A 21308-nucleotide genomic window follows, 5' to 3' on the forward strand; every position below is an offset into this window, starting at 1 on the left:
AAATAGGGTACCAAATGGTTTTAATCCAGAGCTTTAAGTTGTCCGCGCACAAATAAACAAGCGAATATTTCTTATTCGTTGATAACGCTTAATGTCCGTTGTAAAATATCCCTCACTTTCCAGAAAACAAAATCAATTTTCACTAAATACACCGACTGATGTTTTTCAGACATGGGTAATGTTCTGTACGCCTGTGCCTAAAGAAACAGCAGCTTATCACCCAAACCTCTTGTCTTTAGTTTTTGATCGGACCACAAAAAACCTTGAAGTTTATTTTTTTGAGATGATTTTTATTCGCGAATCAGCGATTGAAGTTTTACCGCTTGATCTTTGCTTTTGTACTTCCTTTCTTTCACGGAACCGAGCCCGAAGGCTTGGGAGCTTTTGACCCGAACTTGCCTGCAACAACCCAACAGCCGGAGTTGACCATGCGCCATTTCTTCGCGATTTCCTTCCTTCTACTGACCAGTGTGGTGTTTTCCCAGGAGGTGGTTCCTGATGAAGCTCTGGCGCGCACGCGGTTCATTTTCGAAGCGGCCGGCTTGCGGGTCACGCCTGAATCCGCCACCGTCCTGCTTGATCCAGAAGGGCTGCCGGTCACCTTCCAATTGGTTTCCGACCAACCCCTACCGCCAAGTGGGTCCTTTGTGGGTGAATGGGTCACGCCCGGTCAAGGCGATGTTTTGACCCTACAAGTTCCGGTAGCGGAAGCGCGTTTCATCATTCCGCGTTCCCAGTTACCCCGCGCCGGTCTCTACCAACTCCGCAACATTCGTTTGGTGCAAGGCGACACCGTTGTTGGGTTTGCAACCCCTCGTGCGGTGCGGGTCGAGGTCGTCGACGACTTTGTGGTAGCGGAAGCAGAGGTTCGGCCTTTAACCGAAGCCGAATTGGCCGAGCGGGGTTTTTTGTTTAATGAGGATGATTACCAGGCCTTTTCCTTTAGCTTCGCCTTGGAAATAGGCGGTCCGACGCGGGAGCAGGTCACCATCGATGCTGTTTTTCCCCGCGCCCACACCTACATGGAACTCCCACCCGGTCGGACCATTTCCGACCCATTCACTCAATCCCCCCTCAAGGTTTTGTTTCCCCAAGCACGTGGCGGTGGCGGCTTTCGCGTACCGGAACCCTTGTTGCGCGGGGGTATTGAGCGGCCGTCTTTCACACCTTCGATGGTGATCATGCCCGGCGGCTACAGTTACCTCAAATCGTTTTTTGAAGTGAAAGCGTTGGTGCTCAATCGTGCACCCGCCGGTTTTCAGGTCACCCTTGAGAACTTGTTGGCACGCGTGGAACTGCCCAACCCGGATCGGTTCGGTCTGCCGCTGCAACTACGCGACGACGGCATTCAAGACATGGTGAATCCCGGCCCCGACGGCGATCTCAACACGGCCGACGATCCGCGCGAGGTGTCACCGGGCGAGGAAGCCCAAGCCGCTTTTATCGTGCGAGCGGAGCGCGAGGGTTCTTACCCGATCAGCCTGGAATTACAGGGAGATGTCGTGCTTGGCGGCGAACGCACCGAAATGCGCACCGCGGCCGATACCTTTGTCCATGTGCGCGCACCGGATTACCTGCTGACCTTCGATCACCCGGAACGGGTCAGCGAAGACACGCCCTACGACCTGGTGGCCCGACTCACCAACCAATCGAATGTGCCGCTTTCCGGTTTTCGCATCACCCTGCCGCCTGAGTCCCTGTATGGATGTCGCTTGGTTGACGGCAATCCCACCCAAAGCTTTCCCGAGCTGGCACCGGACGCTTCAGCCGAGGTGGTCTACCGCCTGCGCGCCACACGGCCAGGCGTGGTGGAAGCCGGTTATTATCGGGTACGTGAGGACGCGCCTGGCAGCATGCAACTGCGCGTGGCTGTCGGCAACAGCGATGTCGTCGCTCCCACCAGTCTTGTTTTTCCAAACTCGTTTCAGGTTTTCCCAGCCGACCTACGCACGGCGCTACGTCTGGCGACCCAACAAGCCTACGACCTCTCCCACCTGGACCCCTCCGGCTTGCCTGCCGGCCAGGACCCGATTGGCTGGAGCGCGGCCCAAGCACTGGCCAAAGCCTATGCGGTTCATGGTTTTAGTCGATCTGCCGGGGCCTCGGAAGCCGAAAGTTTGGTCCGCTTGTTAGCTACATGGGTCCGTGGTGGCAACAACCCGTTACCGCTCGACCAGTTACGCCGTCGCCGCTTAACTCAAAACAGCGATCCCCTTGAACAGCTATTTGCCCGAGAATTACAAAGACTGTTTAGCGAAACCAACACATCGGGGTTTCGTGCGTTACGTGCGATTGCGCTGGAGAATGAGGAATGTAGTGAACAGTTTGGGGTGGTCATTCATTCGGATCAGCCGATCACCTTTCAATTACGGAACGCCGACGGCGGCGTACTGGATAATGCCGGAGTACGAACCTTTCCCTTTGGGACTGTCTTGCCGCTTTCGGAACGGGTGTTTTTGGTTTGGGTTGCCAAAATCGACGAACTCCCTTCGCTTCAATTAACCACCTCCGCTGCAACCAACATCACTATCGGCGGTGTCTTCCCCCGCAACGGCGCACGTGATTTGTTTACCTTCGAAGCCGGCCCAATCGGCCTGGCGCGATCTGCGCAATTCACCTGGGACGGCGATAACGGGGAGGTTACCCTTCAGCGCGACAGCAACCCGCCCGTCATCTTGGAAGGTGTGCGTTTGCCGACCAAACCCTTCACCTTGCGACGGGTCGCGCAAGTCTCCGATGAGAACCTTGGGGACAGCGGCGATCCCTTTGGCCGTGCCGTGCTTTTTCATTTTTCCAAAGCCCTGGATTTGAGCACACTCGTTCCGCTACGCGAACAAATACGCATCAACGGCACGCGGGTATCCTCGGTTGAACTGCAGCCGGACCGTCGCACCCTGGTGGTGGGAACCCGGTTCCCCATCGGTCCCTACCGCGCCAATAGCTATCGCCTCGAAGGTATTCGCGCCTATCAAGGCGAAAACAGCGGTGTATTGGAAGGCACCTTCCAAGGCAGCAACCGATTCACCGGTATTCGTGTGAGTGGCCGAGTATTGGACGGGAACCGCGAAGATTTTAGCGACGGCATGGTGGCTTACGGACTGGTCCCCACTGAACGGGAAGTCATTGTGCGGGAGGACGAAGAGCCCAATTTTTCCTTTCCCATTATGGGAAAAATGAAACAACAATTCACCGTGCCGATGGCCGCGGACGGCAGCTTTGACATCGATTTTTTGCCCTTTTCCAGCTTCTCGAGCGACACGCCGAAACAGTTTTATATGATCGCCATGTTGCCGGACGGACGCCGTCGTAGCGAACAATTCACCATGCGCGGAGAAGGTCAGCACTTCCAAATTGACATGGTTTTTTCTGCGCAAGGCACGGTGGTCGGGCGCGTTTTTGAAAACAACCAGCCGGCGGCCTTCGTCACCGTTTTTGCTGATAACCCGGAAGTCCTTAACAGCGGCGTCCGGGGTCAAACCGACGCGAACGGATTCTACCGTTTGGAAGGCCTCCCGGTCGGACCCATTCTCATCAAAGCCGGCGGTCAAGGCCGCCTGGGTTTGGCTTCTACTTTTTTGACCGAAGCCAACTCACCCCAAACCCGCGACATCAACATCACCTCGGTATCGGCCACGATTAGCGGCCGCATTACCGCCCAAACCGAAGACGGTCGGATCGTTCCACTGGCAGAAATTCCTGTGTACCACGCGGCCCTCGGGGTTCCCACTGCCAACGCACACGGCATTCCTTACAACAGCTTGGCTTTTACGGATCAGAACGGGTTCTATCTAATGGAGGACGCGGTCGCGGGTGCCGGCCAAATCGCGGTCGATCCCATGGATGGGCGCACTGCCCGGCTCCAAATTCCCTTTAACCCGCAACCCGGCGAAAATACCTTTGACTATACATTTGCCTACCAGAGCCCACCGAACTATACCGGGACGGTGCGCGGCAGGGTCCGCGACGCCGACGGGCGGGGTCGCCAGTACGGGGTGCAACTCAACGGTGGCTCGATCCGGGGACCAACCGACGCCTCCGGCCGTTTTGAATTCACCTTTTTGCCGCTCAACAGCAGCCAAACGATTAACTTTTACCCCTTGCAAGAAGGCACGGGTCCAACGTTTTTACGCCGCATCCGTCTCACCGAAAGTGAACCCACCCTGGATTTAGAGATCAGCCTTCCACGAGAACGCACGATTTCCGGCACGCTGGTAAATGCGGCCGGCGAACCCATTCCATTCGTTCCCCTTTACGCCCCCACGCATTTCGGTGGCGATCAGGTCACCCGAAGCGACGCCGAGGGCCGCTGGCAATTCCAAGTAACGGAACCGGGACGCTATCAAATCACGGCGGGTACCCATCCGCGCATCGCCGAAGCCATGGTCTCCATCGCGGACAACAACGTGCTGGACGTTGAACTTCGCACCCTCGCACAAGGGTCGGTGACCATTCGCTTGGTAGACGCAGACGGGCAAGCAGTAATGGGTCGCATCGAAATTGACTCGAACCGCCCCAGTACCGCGACCGCGACCTTTGGCATTGGCAGCTTCGGGTTTTCCCATTCCCTCTATACCGACACGGACGGGCACGTCCAAATCGACGACATTAACTACGGCCTTTTCGAGGTGCGCGGTTTTCATCCCTTGTTGGGCCAAACCCAACGCTTTTCCGGGCAAATGAACACGCCGGATCACGCCGATTTGGTGTTGAGCTTCCCGCCGAATAACAGCTACGACCTGTTTGGCACGGTTGTGTCGGCTGACGGTGCACCAGCGGCCAATATGTTGGTGCAACTTCAATACAATGCAGAGGGCCGAAGGCAACGGCGCACGGTTCGCACCAACGCGGAGGGAAATTACAGCTTCGGAACCCTGCTTCAAGATATTACCGGCGCAACAACCACCCTGATTGCTTATGACCCGGACTCCGGTGATTTCGAAACGGCCCAAGTGGATGTTCGCGACGGTGTGCGCTTCCGCCAGGATTTCCAACTCAAAAAGGCGGCAACGCTGCTGGTCGCGGTCCAATTTGCGGACGGCGCACCAGCCGAGTTTGCCAACCTTGCCGCGCGTTTTGATACCCTTACGTCCACGGAAGTGCCCGAGGAAGAACACCCGGCCCTGAATTTTGAAGCCATGGGTAATCCGGCCTTGGTTTCCGGGTACAGTGTGGTGCGCGAGCAGACGGGTGCCGGTCTGTTTCGCATTTCCGGCGTGCGAACCGGTCCGGTCGTCCTTCACGCCGTTACCGGCAATGGCTTGGTGGCACAACGACGGTTGCTGCTCAACGGCGATCACGACGAGATCCCGATTACCCTCACGCTCGAACCGGAGTCTAGCATTCGCGGAACCTTCGTCGACGGCGCGTCGGCACCCATCCCCGGTGGCGAGGTCCAGGTCCGCCAAGGCGACGCGCTTTTGCAACAACGCGCGACCGGGCGCGACGAAAACGACCTCGGTCGATTTAGCTTTCAGTTGATGCCGATGGGTGCCTATCGTCTGCGCGGTCGCAATCCGAGCAATGCCTTTATCGCGGAACTGGATGTGGTGACCTCACCCTTCCAACCGGAGGCTGACGTGGTCCTTGCGACGGCGCCGGTGGCCGACATCGGCGGCCTGGTGCTTAGCGACGGCGAGGCGGTACCGGGTGCGCGCCTGTGGATTGATGACGGCAGCAGCCGCGGCAAAATGACCGGTACCGATGCAGCAGGCGCTTATCTCTTTCGAAACCTGCGCGCGGGAACCTACCCGATTAGCGTGGTTGACTTGAGCGGCGGTCGCGTCGGCCGCATCGAGGTCGTCCACGATCCCCGTCAAGGTGCGACGAGCGCCGACATTCACCTTTCGCCAGGGATCAACCTGACCTTAGCCATTCAGGAAAGCAACGGCGAGCCCGTCACCAACCTGCCGGTATCTCTGGTCGTAGAACAAGAAGATCGTTCCGTCTTGGTCGCGCCCGGCGCGGGTGGCGTCAGTGACGTCGTCGGCTTGGTACGGCTCACGGCGGTTCCCGCGGGCATTTATCAGGTCAATGCCACCCATCCCGACGGACGCCGTCTCATCCAGCAGATCGTGGTCGACGACAGCCTCGATCCAGAAACTCCGGTTTTAGTCGCCTTTCCCGGTTATGGCGAGGTTCGGGGCCAAGTCCTTCAAGCCGACGGCACCCCGTTCACTCAAACCCTGTCGGTGTATTTGCAGCGTGGTTTGGACCGGTACGGCAACTTTGAGCGTGCAACGCGAACCTTTAACAACGGCGATTTTTCTTTTACCCGTGTTCCGCTCGGCGAACCCTGGGTCGTGGCCGCCTACCATCCCGAAACCAACGGCATCGCGGCCTTCAGCTTCCAAATCAACACGCCGGGCGAGGTGGTCGAAACAGATCTTCAAATGGCCCCGACCACCTTTATCAGTGGAACCATTTACCTGCCGGATGGTTCGCCGGCACCTTTCGCCAAGGTGAATATGGAGGGCCCGCCGCTGCGAAGTTTCATTTCCGACGGCGGAGGTAACTTTTTCATCGAACCCGTCCTCGCCGGCCCGGAGCAACTGATCGTTTTCGAATCAGCCGGCCTGGAACTGGGGTTGGTTGATATCGAGATAACGACGGATGACGCGGGCGTTCCCCAACCCCTGACCAACCTCCGCATCGACCTCAACGGACTCAGTTTCCTCAACGGAACCATCCGCTACAGCGACGGCAGCCCGGTGCAACAAGGACAACTCTATTACCGACCGGAAAACGGCCGTGGCAAAAGCGTAGCCACCGACGCGGGCGGCAATTTCAGCATCCCGGTCCTGTCCAATACGGATTACATCCTGCGTGCTTTTGACAACGCCACCAAACACTACATGGAAGAGGTCCCGTTTCGCGCCTCGGCCGCCAACGCACGGGATCAAATCGAACTTAGGTTCCCAGCCGACCTGACTTTTAGCGGTCGTGTACTCGGCCCGGACGGCTTCACCCCCGCCGCGGGTGCAACGCTGGAACTCTATCGTAGGGTGCGACTACCCGGCGCATTGGCCGCGAGCAGCTACCTTTCGGTGCGCACCGAAAGCGACGGCGGCGGTGCCTTCTCGGTGAACCGCATCTTTCCCGGCGACTACCTACTACGCGCCTACACGGCCAACTACGAGGCCTTGATTGAACAAAGTATCACCTTCACGGAGAACATGGATCGCGAGATTCGTTTGGCCGCGACCGCGACCATCTTGGGTCGGGTCCGCGACGGTAATGGGCGCATCTTCGACAGCGGTCAAATCTTCGTCCAACCCGATTTGGTTAATACCCGCATTCCCATCGGCAGCGACGGGAGCTTCATCATCGACCGTCTACCGGTTACCACGGTGACCTTGACCGCCGTCGTCGCTAACGCTACGCTGCGGGTTCCGCGGGAAGTCGTTTTGGTGCCGGGCGTGAACCTGGTAGACATGATCTTGCCCAACACTATTGAGGTGACCGGGACCGGCGTGGTCACCGACGCCAATCCCGGTATTGCCTCGGCGCGCCTGGAACTGGATAACGGTTCCTTTAGCACCGTCCTGCCGAACACCGGTCGTTTTGCGTTTCCCCGTGTCATCGCCAACCGTCCGTTTGAGGTAGTGATTTCCTCCGGCGGTGGTTGGCGTTCTTACACTTACGAGGGGTTTACCGCCGATACCGAGCTGGGCGATTTACACGTGGACCCTAGCCCACCGGAACTCAACCTCACCATGCCCAGCCTAAACGTCACCCAACTTCCCCTGGAAATCACCTTCAGCGCGCGGGACAGCACACCTTTTTCCGGCATCGACCCGTCGCGGTCTCGGGTTTCCATCAACGGCCGTGATCTAAGCGGAGCGTTTCATTTTGATGAAAACGGCGGTCGCGCGCTGCTCACCCGATTACCGGACGGTATCACACGCGGTGCCAATGAAATGCTGATCGAGGTTGCCAACACCTCGCGCCTCGCCACCCGCGCCACGTTTGCCCTGCAAGTGGATGTCAGCGACCGGGTCCTTTTGGTGACCTTGCGCGACGGCGTGTTGCCCGTCGTGGGCAACTTGCAAATGCCCGACGGCACCCTGTATACCGCCGATAGCGAAGGGCGGGTCGCCGTTTCCGATCTGCCGCCGGGCGATTACGCGGTCACGGCCTGGAACCCGGAAGGCACGCGTGGCTTGCGAGCCACGGTTTCCGTCGGTGCACCTTCCCGCACGGAGATCACCCTCAACATGGTTCCCGTTGGGGAATATGTCGGCCGCGTGTTGGACCTTCAGGGAAATCCAGCCGCCGGGATTCCGGTAACTTGGCGCGAATACCAGGTCGTCAGCGATGAAAACGGCGGCTATCGTTTCCCCGTCATGGCCCTTGGCCAATCCTTTGACTTGATCGCCCGCGCGGGCCAAACCATCGGCCATACCGCCACCGCGGCGCTGGACCTGGCCGGCGCCGCCGCGGTCGCCGATATCCAACTGGAAGGCTTGGGCCGTGTCGAAGGTTTGGTGCGCCAAGCCAGTGACGATAGCCTTGTTGCCGGGGCCCGCGTCAGCCTGGAAGGCGATGACCTACCGCGAGCGCTGCACCAAACCATCACCAGCGACGCGGAAGGCGCTTTTTCCTTTGAGTCGGTGATGTTACGGGCCTACACCCTTACCGCCGAACACCCCGAAACCGGTCTCGGCGGCACTGCAAGCGGGCGCCTAACCCAAGTCGGGCAAACCGACAGCCAAACCATCCGTCTCGAGCCAACCGGTACGGTCACCGGGGTGGCGGTGTTTGCGAGTCAAGCCGCCGCGGGTGCAGTGGTCGAGGTCACCGGACCGCGCGACCGTACCCTGACCACGGACGAAAACGGGGGCTTCAGCCTCGCCGACCTCCCTTACGGCGATTACGATTTTTCCATTGAGGACCGCGCCCGCTTTGCGTACCGCACTGGAACTTTTAGCTTAAATCGCGAACAACTCGCCTTGGGCGACCTCGAACTCAGCGCGGATAACCCGCCTCAAATCAACGCCTTTAGCTTGTCCCAAAACCAATACGATCCTTTGGAAACACCCCGTATTCAATTTGAATTGGCCGATGACCGCGGCATCCAGGCATGGCGAATCAACCTGACGGGGGCGATTGAGCGAAGCTGGTCGTCCTCGCCTCGCGAAAACCCGCTCACCCTGAGCGACACCTATTTTGTCCGCAACGAGGAACCCGAACCCGGCGAGGTCCAGGTCCAATTCGAGGTCGAGGACGGGCTCGGCCAAATCACCACCCAAAGCACCACCTTTACCGTCGCCCTGGACGCGACCCCGCCTCAAATCGCGCTGCTGTCGCACGACGACGGCGCGGTGGTTTTGGAATCGGACAGGGTTGACCTGCGTTTCGATATCAGCGACAACTTGGCGGTCAACCAGGTGGCGTTGTACGTGAACAACAGCCTGTATGTGGAAGGGACCTCGCGCAACACCCCGATTCTCTGGAGTCCGCCGGACATCAACCAACCTACCGATTTCGCCATGCGCTTCGAGGCCGCCGATATTCGGGGCAACCGCGGTGTCTTGCCCTTTACCTTGCGCGTCGAACCGGTCAACAGCGAGGGTGCACCCGAGCTGACGATCACCGCCCCCGCCGACGCCATGCCGCTACCGTTGTTTCTCCCGGAAGGCTTGGTGATCCCGGTGCGCGCCGATGTGCGCGATCCAGACGGTCTTGGCACGTGGCGGGTTCTGGTTGACGGCATCTTGCAGGAAAGCGGGACATTTGCCGAAGGTCAAACCACCTTAGCAGTCGACATCAGCGTTCCCGCCGAATGGCGCGACCGCGAGCAGCTCACGCTGCGCGTGGAGGCGACCGACCGCGGCGGTATCCTCGCGGTGCAACAGCACACCGTGGTCGCGGCGGGCGGAGAGGTCTTCACCGATCTCGTCATCGCCGCCGAAAACCGCGACTATGAGGATCGCGCGTTGATCCTGCTCGGAAACAACAACCGTATTGAAGGTGCTCACCGCTTTGCTTCGCTGACCTTGGTGAACGGCGCGGTTGTCAGCCAAGGTGCCGCGGGCAGCGTTGCCGCCGCTCCCACCGAACTGGAACTCAGCGGCGATTTGGTAGTTGACGCGCGCAGCCGCATTGATATGAGCGGGCGCGGCTATAGCGAGGGACCGCCCAACTTATTCACCCATACCGGCAATGCTGCCTATGCCGGTTTGGGGAACGGTGATGATCCTGGCGACAGCAGCCAGATTTACGGCTCACCGATCCGACCCAATCAAGCCGGCAGCAACAACGGCGGTGGGTTCCTGCGTCTGCGCGGCGCGCGGATCTGGCTGGACGGTGCCATCCACGCGGACGGCGGGCAAACGCCTAGCGGCACAAGCCGCTACGGTTCGGGGGGCGCGCTGGACTTAGAAGCCGGCCAGTGGTTGGGCTTGGGACGGATTACCGCCAACGGCTTCGACAGCAACAACCCGGAAACTCACGACAACGGCGGGTCCGGCGGGCGGATCGCCATTCGCGGCGCCTTCGCGGGTCAGGTTCAAGCCTACGGCGCGCGCAATTGCGGGCACGGCACCTTGTACCTGCAAACCCCCGACACCAATTTGCCCGACGGCACGCTGGACCGCCTCGTCGTCAACGGTCCTAACATCGGCAATCGCGATAGCAACAACCTGACCTGGCTGCCAGGATTGGGGGATCTGTTGGTCGGCACCCATGTACGTATTCGCGAGGAACAGGTGGACAACGCCGTGCATCAGGTGTTGACCGTGACCGTGACCGACACCGTCAACGGTGCCAACCGCGCCTACAACCTCAACCAAGGCGCCTTCGAAGGCCTGCATGTCATCAGCCAGGGCCAACCCTCGGTGCCTGTCTGGCGCCAAAACGGTAACGAGCTCTGGTCCCCGCCGGACCAGCCCTTCGCCACCTTCACAGAAGGGGACCGCGTCGATGTGGTTATGGCCCTGGATCGTATTGAGATCGGTGGCAAAGCCCTGGTGCGGGTGCGCGGCAACCCCGCATTCCCGTTAAACGCGGGTGAGGCTTGGATCGGCAATGAATTCGGCCGCTGGGATTTGCGCGCGGGTTTTGCCAGGCAAGCGCCCGTCGAACTGACCGGCAACCTGCGGTTCGCCGATGTGCGGGTGAACGGCCCCAATGGTTTAACCCTGAACGGTGACCTGATATTCGACAGCCTTACCTTCGAAGACGGGACCCACATACTGGGTGGCTCACTCCAAGGCGACCTTTTGCGCATTGAAGCGGGCGCGGTGGTAACCACGCCCTCGGGAACTTCTGCTCGTCTTAGGGTGGTCGTCCGCGAGGCAACCATTGCCGGGGAACTGGGCACCCTTGGCGCAACACACCCTTACCCAACCGGTGACCCCCGTTTCCCGCACCACGGTGGGCTCGCGGCCGGCGCCCAACCCGGCGACCAAACCCACGGTAGCCTCTACCAACCGACCTCTACCGGTGCGAGCGGTACATTATACATAGAAGCCGCGGAACAACTGACGGTCGAGGGTTCCTTGCACGCGGACAATAGCGGCGATGCGGCCGGCTCTCTTTGGCTGGAAACCGCGGCGTTGACGGGCAACGGGCGGATCAGCGCCGACAGCGTCGGCGGCGTGGCGGGACGGATCGCCGTCTATGCCGATTCCGTTACGGGTTTCGGTGGTGCGGTGCAAGCACGGTCGACCCGACAAGGCGCCGGTGCAGGCACCGTTTTTTACCGTACCAACACTTGGCCTCTGGGCAAGCTGGTGGTGGACAACGGTGACCTCGCCACACCCGCCGGCTCCACGCCATTGCCGGGGATCGGTGCCCGTACGCTGGAAACCCCAGTCGACGGGACAGCCTTAACCTTGCTTGCCGGCGATCCCACCCCGTTCCCCGATAACTTGGCCGGGATGTACCTGGAAACAGAGGGCGAACCCCCCGCGCTGATCGCCGCGAATGACGCACTTCGGTTGGAACCGGCCGACCGTTTTCCCACCCTGAGCGTCGGTACCGGCTACCGAGGTTTACACCGTTTTAATGTCGTCGAACTGCGCAACGGCTCCATCGCTTCGCCGGATCGCATTGAAATCACCGACGAACTCATCCTCGCCGGCGGCAGCTTGGATGCGGCCCAGGTGGATTACCCACCGGGTTTCGCCCTTCGCGACGGCGCACTGGAAATTTTCGAAGACCTGGGCATTCCTGATTTGGTGCTCGACAACTTCACTTTGACCAGCCACGTCCCCTTGCAATTGGACAGCCTTACCCTGCGCAACGGTGCCCACCTCATTTACCACCAACCCATGTCGGCGGGAACCGTAAGTTTGGATAACGGCCGCTTAAGCGCGGCCATTGTCGACCGCGACGCCGTCTTTGCGGCCGAATCCGTCAGCCTGAGCAACGGTTCGCTTTGGGCGGCGGCGCCTCTTGGTGACAATGGCACCCGGTTTGCCCTGCGTGCGGAGGTGAACGGTGCCGTCATCGTAGATGCAAGCTCCCGCATCAGCACCGGCGAACCGGGTAGCCACGCCCCCACCTACCGGGAATGGAACGGCACGCGTTGGGCGGTCTCAAGCCACGGCGGCAGTGGGCGCCTGCTGGGTAACCGTAACAATCCTCGCACCGCACAACCGGTCTTTGGTTCCTTTAAGCAACCGGTCGATGACGGCGGCTACAACGGCGGCGGCGCCTTGTTCCTGCGCGCCGCATCGCTGGAACTTGCCGGCGCTCTGCGTGCCGAGGGTGGTGATTCAGGCGCGGGTGGCTCCATTTGGCTGCAAATTCCCGTGATCACGGGCAACGGCCTGATATCCGTGGCCGGTAACAACGGCGGCGGAGGCCGCATCGCGGTGGAATACAGCAGTGCTCGAACCTTCCTCGACAGCCTGCAATTCCAACTCGGCGGCGACAGCCCGAGCGAACCTTTCGAAGCCAACGGCGCCGGCACCTTGTTCGTAAAAAGTGCGGCCCAAAACCACGGCGAATTGTTGGTTGATCAACAACTTAGCGCCAATCCCGAAACCTATACCCAACGGCGTCGCTTAACCGGACTCGGCGGAATAGATCGGCTCACCCTACCCGCTACCGACAATGACACCGACAACCCGCGACGCTTGAACCTACCCGGCGGATTGTTACCCCCTGACTTGGTAGGGCTCACCCTGCAACTCGGCAGCGCCGAGGGCGCCCCGCGATACAACGTGACAGACTCCGGGCCGGATTTCATCGAGCTGGACCGTGATTTGAACAAACCCATCGCGGCCGGTACCGAATTGACCTTTGCCGTGTTCCTTGATCGCCTGATCCTCCGCAATGGTGCCCAGCTCCAGGTGCCGGGCGTCTTGCACTGCGACGAGCTCCTGTTGGAAGGGAGTGCGGTCACCAGCCTCTGGGCAAGGGACTGGGTTTTGTCCACCAACACCTTCCGCCTCAACAACCGCCTTTTCCGACTGATTCTCGACGAACCCACCTGGTCACAGCGTGACCTTGTTCTCGACGGGGCCACCCTTTTCCTAGACCGTCCCCTCGAATGCAACGATCTCACCCTCGTCAATGCTACCATCAGCCACTCGCACCACGATCATCACTACGCCCCCTACCAACCCGTGGTTGACATTATCGCGCGCACCGTCGACGGCAGCGGCCTCTCGGCGATTCAGGTGAGTTCATCGGTCTCCGTGCCCGGTAGCGGTTATGACGGCCACGGCGGGGTACGCAATGAGGCAGGGACGCGCACCTACGGTTCACCGCTTTATCCCGACCAGTTGGGGATCGGTTCGGCCGCCGGCGGTGCCTTGCGGTTGCGCGCCGACAGTTTGCGCGGCGTCGCGTTGCGCGCCGACGGCAACAACGGCTCCGGCGGCTCTATTTGGGTCACGGTCGATCACTGGCAAAACGAAGGCGTCGCCATCAGCGCCACCGGCGGCTTGGGCGGACGTTTTACGGGTAGCGGCGGCCGAGTCGCTCTGCGTTACCGGACCCTCTCCGGGGCATCCCCGACGGCGGTTGCACACGGCAGCTTCTCCGCTGGAACCGTGTTGATCCAACACCTCGAAACGGAACCCTATGGAACCCTGTTCATCGACAACAACAGCGGTGCCGCCAACCAACGCACCCCACTGCCGGGTTTCCCACGGACGACTCTGCCAGCTGGCTTCAGTCAAACGTTCGATGCCGACAGAAACCGCACCACCCTGCTGGTCCCGAACCTCGTCTTGGAGGAACACTTTCGGGACTATGTCTTGATCGCCAACGAGAACAGCGGCAGTGCCGCCCGAATTTTGGAAGCGAGCAATGAACAAAACAGCGCCCGTTTTCTTATTGACGGCCCCCTGACATTCCTCCAACCGGGCGACCGAATCCAGCCCGGTCTGCGCATTAACCGGCTCACGATTTCCCCCAACTGTGTCGGCTGTATCGTCGGCGGCTCCGACGTTTTGCTCCTGGCCCAGCCTCGCCTTGAACAGCTGACAGTCGCGCCCTTAAACGGTGGGCGCGTGGCACCAGGTCAACCCTTTACCGTCACTGCAAGCGCCGTCGGCAATGCGCGCCTTGTGTCCGCCGAAGCCGTGTTTAACGGAGAGACGCAACTCCAAACCGGTGCCGGCCCCTACCAGTTCGCCTTCATCGCTCCCGTTCCCGAGGGGGACAGCGACCTGCCGGCCGTGTTGCGGTTCACCGACGCGGACGGCAATGTGGGTGAGCACAACTTCATGATCGGCGTGAGTGGACCGGATCGTCAAGCCCCCGAAGTCGTGGTGCTTGAACCCAGCGAAGGCCTGGACATCTTCCCAGGCGGAATCCTAAGCGTTACTGTCCAAGCCCGGGACAACCGGCTCCTCGAAAGCATTAGCGCAACTTTTAACGGGGAGACTCAACGGAACGAGATTCCCTCGGAAACCCAGGAAACCCAAACAAGCTTTAGCTTCACCATCCCGTCCTTGGGCGCCAATCAAACCATGACGCTTGAGGTAAGCGCCAGGGACGACAGCGGCAACCAGGGCCAAACTCAGGTTTCGCTGAACTACCTGAACGAAGACCGAGCCGGACCCAATGTGCACATTGTTGGACCGCGCTCGCTTTACGCCCACACCGGTGAAGGTTTGACCGTAGAGGTCGCCGCGGACGATCCGTCCGGCATTAATCAGGTTAGCATCCGTTATGACGGCGAAACCCGTACGGTGACGACGCCGCCTTACACCGCGTCCTTCCTCATCGATACCCCGGTGGCTGAGCAAAGTGTCACGGAAACCATCAGCGTTACCGCCGAGGACAATTTGGGCAACCAAACAAGCCGTGATTTTGTCCTGACCTTATTACCCCTGAACGAACCCGTGTTGTTCCTTGGGCAAAGTTACCCGGATACAGGCGAACCCGTCACCGCCTTTGAAACCATTCCCTTGCAGTTGGCCGTGTATTCGCTCTTCGAGGATTTTGAAAACGGGCCGGGTACCTGGCGGGACGAGGATCCTACCGGCGGCGACTGGCGACCCTGGGCGGAAAACACGGACGCCCCCTTGCGCGGCAACCGCTCGCGGCGGCTTCAAGGCGACCGGGTCAACGGCGAAACCCGCCTGGTCACACCTTTTTTCTTCGTTCCTGCCCGTTCTTCCGTGCGCCTTGAATTTGTCCATTCCGGCAACCTTAACAGCCGTCGCGACGGCATTATTGTCGAAAAACGGATTGCCGGTTCCGACACCTGGCTGCCCCTGTACATCCGAGGTCCTGCATACGTAAGAACCATCTCCGACCGCGACAGCGCACTCTACAACCAATATGCCTACACCGGTTCCTTTTCACCCGGCTTGGCGCGGGTCGGTCTTTACGATACCAGCGAGCAAATCGTGCAGGTCGCCTGGCGCTACGTCGGTAACGATACCCTCGACAACGACAACCGCTACAGCATCGACGACGTGCGTTTGGTATGTGAAGACGGCTGCGGACTGACAAGCGTCCAACTCGACAACGGTCTTACACCACCGCAAACTTTCGACCTCGACACAACTTGGCTAACCTATCAATTCCCCAGTACGTTAACTACGACCTCACTCAGTATCGAAGCCGTCGGTGAAACTGCAACCGGCCGCCAATACCCGGGCGTGTTGTCTTTTCAGCTTTCGCCCGATACGGTTCCGCCGTTGGTACAGGTCACCGAACCGCCGCGTTTTGCGCCAGTTACCGCCGCTAACCCGGTCCCTGTCACCGTGTCCGCCTCGGATATTGCCCCGATACACGGCTTCCCCTCGATAGAGCCGCCCTTCTGGTCGACCCAAACCGTTCGTGGCCCTTCCGAATACCAATGGGAACGGCAAGAGGCCGTCGCTTCTATCAGCGGGTCGGCGGGTACGGAGTCCCTCCGCGCTGAACTCACCCTCGGCCCGTATCAAATGCCCGACAGCGGCAGCCGCTTCAGCTTTTCCTCAGAATTCCAAAACGACAATTTCGACCAGCGCGACCTGGCCGGCGGGTTCATCTTACTCAGTCGCGACAACGGGGCCACCTGGGAAACGGCGGAGCCCTTCCTGCCCGGAGATTTTTACAGTGGTCCTTACGCGGGCAACGATCCCGCCGAAAACGGTACCCCCGTGGTTTTTGACTACGCAAGTGGGGACTTCACCATGGATCTTGATGGGTTTGACGGGGCCGCGTTGTTGGTGAAATTTGTGTTGCTCAACAGTGGGCAAAACAGCGCAACCTGGCGGATTCGCAACCTCATGCAGAGCGGTATGAAGCGGGTCCAGGGCTCCGGGGTGAACGAGATCCAGTTAAACCTCGGCGACAGCCAAGCCACCTTGCAGGAAACCCCTTACCAGGCGTCGCTCACCGCGCCGGCCTCCGCGTCGATTACCCAGGTCCCCATTCAGGTGAGCGCGACCGACGGACGCGGGAATACAACCCGAATCGAGCACCCAATCCTCACCGTGCCCACGGATGTCGTGCGCGGCGAGGCCCTAACCTTAGCCGCCGACGATACCAGCTACGAGGGACGCAACCTCATGTTGTCCGCCGGTAACCACGTCATCGACGGTAGCCATCGTTTCGCGTCGCTCTATTTGTTGCCGGGCGCCGTGCTCACCCAAACCCCTAGCCCCGACAACACCCAGCCCGCGCTTACCGACCTCACCATCGACGGAACTTTGTACGTGTTCGAAGGCGCGCGCATCGATGTGAGCGGGGCCGGATATCCGCGCGACACCACCCATCCCGATACGGGGTTGGCCGCGGGTCACGGCTATGGCGGCACCGGGGCGGGGGAGACGGGTGGAACCTACGGAAACCTGTTCCAGCCCAACGAGGTCGGTTCCGCAACCGGCGGTGGTCGGCTGCGCATACAAGCGCAAAACATGCACCTAGACGGTGAACTCGCCGCGGACGGCCGTGTTTATCAAGGCCGTTATGGGTCCGGCGGTTCGATTGCCGTCACCCTGAGCGAAGGATTGAGCGGCAATGGGCGCATCCAGGCCGACGGCACCAACGGAAGCGATCTAAGCATGCCGGGCGGTGGTGGCGGACGGATCGCCGTCCGAGCCCGGAGCATCAGCGAATTTACCGGTGCGTGGTCTGTCGGCGGCGGCCTCCAGGCCGGTACAGGTACGATTTTCGTCGATGCGGACGGGCAACAACGAGTGTGGTTGCAAGGCACGCCCCAAGATCAACCTGGTCAAACCGACCTCAGCGGGATCGGCACCAATCCCCCGGACGTGTTGCGCGCCGTCGCCTCCCGTTTTCGTTTAGACAGCGATCTAGCCGCCACGCGTTTGGAACTAGCACAGAGCTGGGTGACCTTTGCCGAAGAACTCGGCCAAGTCGATTTGCGGGGACGGACCCAGGCCCACCAATCGCGTTTTATTGGCTCGTTTTTCATCGGCAACGATTTGGTCAGCCCCGGAAACCGCCCGGATCGCGAGGTAGAATTTTTCGGAACCGTCACTGCCGGCAACCTCAACATCGACCGCGATACCGGTTTCGCGGGAACCCTGCGTGCCGATACCCTCAACCTCGCCGAGGGCAGCCAGGCAACCCGACTCTATGTGCCCGTAGATCTTGAGAACGAACCCTTATCGATTGAGGTAAGCAACAGTGTTCAATTGGCCTTTAACACCTTTATTGAAGCGCTCAACGGGGCGGGGGTAGACGGCAACCGCGTCTCCCACGGCGGTTTGGCGGCGGGGTTGGCCGCCGGCGACGCCGGCACGCCCTACGGCAACCTGTACCGCCCCAATACGCCCGGTGGGATGGGCGGTGTCATCCACCTACGCGCCGCCAGCCTCTACCTTGACGGCACCATTCGTGTCGGCCTTGGCCAAGAGTACAACGGTGCCTTCCCTTATTTCTTCGGTTCGGGCGGTTCTCTCTTGGTCGAGGTGGACCGCATAGAAGGCTACAGCGGCATGCTCAATGCCTCGGGTGCTTTTTCCTACTTAGACGCGATACCCGACTTTGCGCCGTCCGGTGGCCGCATCGCCCTCCATGTGGCGCAGCCCGACGGCGACCAGTTCTTCGGCCAACTGTTGGCCCATGGTGCCACCGTGGGTCGCAATATCACGTTTGAGATGCTGGGCAAAGGGGCGCCCGGTACCATTTACCGTCGCAACAGCAACTACGCCAACGGTCATTTGTTGATCCGCGACGAGGCTTATTGGCTGGATGACGGCAGTATTGCCACGGCCCCGACACCGATGGTGTCACTGGGGGCAAGGACCGCAAGCGTCGCGGACAGCGATGGCGACACCCGCTGGCAGGACCCGGGTCATAGCTTCCCCGCGGCTTTGGCGGGCCGTCAACTGGTCCACCAAGAGGTTGCGCTCGGCATTATCACCGACAACGACGCCGACAGTATCACCCTGGATCAACCCTTACCCACCGTGAATGCGGGCGACACCTTGATCGGCCGCCACAACCTGTCCGCACTCACCATTGCCTGGGACGTTACCTCGCTTGATGAAGTCGTTCCTCAAGCCTACACCCTCGAAGGCGGACGCTTCACCGCCCCCAATTTCACCCCGCCTTCTGGGAAAACCTTGGCCAACCAAAGCATTCGCCACACACAACTTCGCGAGGACAACCCCCTTATTTTGCGCGGCACGGTTATGCAGGTTGAAGGCGACGCCGTCCTGCAAAACTTGGTGCTGGAGGAGGGGGCCGTCCTGGAAGTCGGGGCACGGGGTGACGGCACCCAACCGACGCTGATCGCCAACCGCATCGTCTTACGCAAAGGTAGCCGACTCGCCGCCGACCATATTCGGGTCGCCGGTTCCGTCAGCGTCGAAGCCGGCGCCGTGATCGAAGGTGCCAACCGCCACGAACGCTTCCAGTGGCCCGCCGGTAGAACCTGGGAACGGCCCCGTCGCGCCGATTCCTACGGTGGCGCCGCTGCCGATGAACGTCCCGGCCGCACCTTTGGAAGTCCTTGCCGGCCAGACGCACCGGGCGGCGGTCGTAAAGCCGTGCGCCTCACCTGCGCCACCCTTCAACTCGATGGTCGCTTGATGAGCAGCGCCAACCCCGCCCAGCTCGGCAACGGCGCCGTTTGGCTGGAAACCAACGTCCTCAGCGGTAGCGGCGGGATTCATGCCGACGCGGACGGCCGCGCCGCCGAGTTGGGACAGGGCGGCGGTCGGATTGTGATTCATGCCGCGCGCCTTGATCGCTGGCAGGGGGACGTCACCGCCTACGGCAGCCCCGCCGATCCCGCCAACAACCGACCTGAAGCCGGGGCCGGTACCATTTTGATCAAAGGTCCCGATGCACCCAACGGACGGCTCGTGATTCAGGGTCGCGAGGATGCAGGGCGCACCCCGCTCCTTGGAACCGGCGCCTTCCAGTTGGCGCAGGACGACAGTGACGGGGATCATTTGCTCACGCCGGGCATCGCCTTACCACCCGGCTTAACCGGGGCCGTCCTGCACATCCAACTCGGCAACCAACAACTTGAGGTTCCCGTTCTCGGCCACGACCACCAAACTTTGCGCTTGGCTTGGCCCTTGCCACCCTTGCCTGCCGGCACCAACATCAAACCCCATTGGCACCTGGACAGCCTTACCCTCGCAGGCGGAGCGGAACTCAGCACGCCGGACGGGATCGTCATCCACCGGCATTTCGAGGTGACCGCGCGAACCCAAGCCCCAGCCTTGTTAGAAGCCGCATCACTCAAATTACCCAACAACCTTTGGTCGCTTGGCGGCGCACTCGAATTACGCGTCGCCGACGGGCTCGCCGAAACCGAAATCGTCCTGGAACCCGGCGCCGAACTCATCTTGGCGCCGGATGTCGCCCTCGGCGGTTTGTCCGTGGCGGAAGGCGCGCTGGTGCGGCTGCCCGAGGACGACGGCGGCGTGGTTCCCCAATGGGGCAACCTCATCCTCCACGGCGGTATCCATCGCTACGCCCGCCTGCGTACCAACGGCCGCATCTACCTCAACAGTGCCGTCTTAGAAGTCGATCAGTTGTTGCAAGCGCGAGCCTTGATCCTCAATCGCGGCGCACGGGTGACCCAACCGCCGCGCGATGTGACGCGTCCCTATCCAACCCTAATCAACCTTACAGAAAGCCTTGAAGTCAGTGCCGACAGCCTGTTGGATTTTGACGGGGTCGGCTTGAGGCAAGATCCCAGCGACGCCGGCTTCAGCGCAAGCCATGCCGGGCCGGCTTCGGACGAGGGCGATTTCACACCACGCGGCGCACTTTTCCAACCGAGCCAACCAGGCGGCGGCATCGCCGGCGGCGGCGCGGTTCACATTGCGGCGCCCGCTTTGCGCCTAGACGGTATGCTGCGCGCACGCGGTATCGGCTTCAGCGCGGGCGGTTCCCTGTTGGTGCGGGTCCGCGAGTTAAGCGGCAACGGCCTCATCGACGTGTCTGGCGGCCGAGACCGCAATCGCTTCGGCGGCGGTGGTCGTATCGCCTTGACCCTGCAAAGCGCCCACCGCTTTGGCGGTCGCATCACAACCGGACCGGCGCCCCACCATGGTTCGCTGCTGTGGGAACAAACCGGCAGCCGACGGGTCCTCGTCGACTATGGTGGACCGCCCCAAGCCACCCCGCCGCCGGTTCATACCGCGCCCGCGCTTTTGCTTACCCCCGACATACTTAAGCCGGTTGGCCAAACCCATGTTGCCTTGGTGACCCAAGACCTACGCGACTATGTGGGTATGTGGTTGCGCGCCGAAAACAACAGCGTCCGGCTGCTGGCGGTTGAACCCGCCGACGACCGGCAGTGGCGCCTCACCCTTTCTGCCCCGATTGACGCGTCGCCCCACACCGTCATCATCTTGGCCGAAGAACCCGTGGCAACCTTACCCAGCCAGGTACCGGTGGTGCTGCCATGAACCGACAAAGAC

At 60.7% G+C, this 21308-nt stretch carries 1 protein-coding gene; it reads left to right on the forward strand.

The genetic code is table 11. The annotated features are described in order from the left end of the window. Nucleotides 1-428: 428 nt before the first annotated feature. Entirely contained in the window at nucleotides 429-21296 is a 20868-nt protein-coding gene (locus J3U88_RS17865) for a hypothetical protein (protein ID WP_207860298.1), read from the forward strand. Nucleotides 21297-21308 lie beyond the last annotated feature (12 nt).

Origin of the sequence: Acanthopleuribacter pedis (genome assembly GCF_017377855.1) — a bacterium.
GTDB lineage: Bacteria > Acidobacteriota > Holophagae > Acanthopleuribacterales > Acanthopleuribacteraceae > Acanthopleuribacter > Acanthopleuribacter pedis.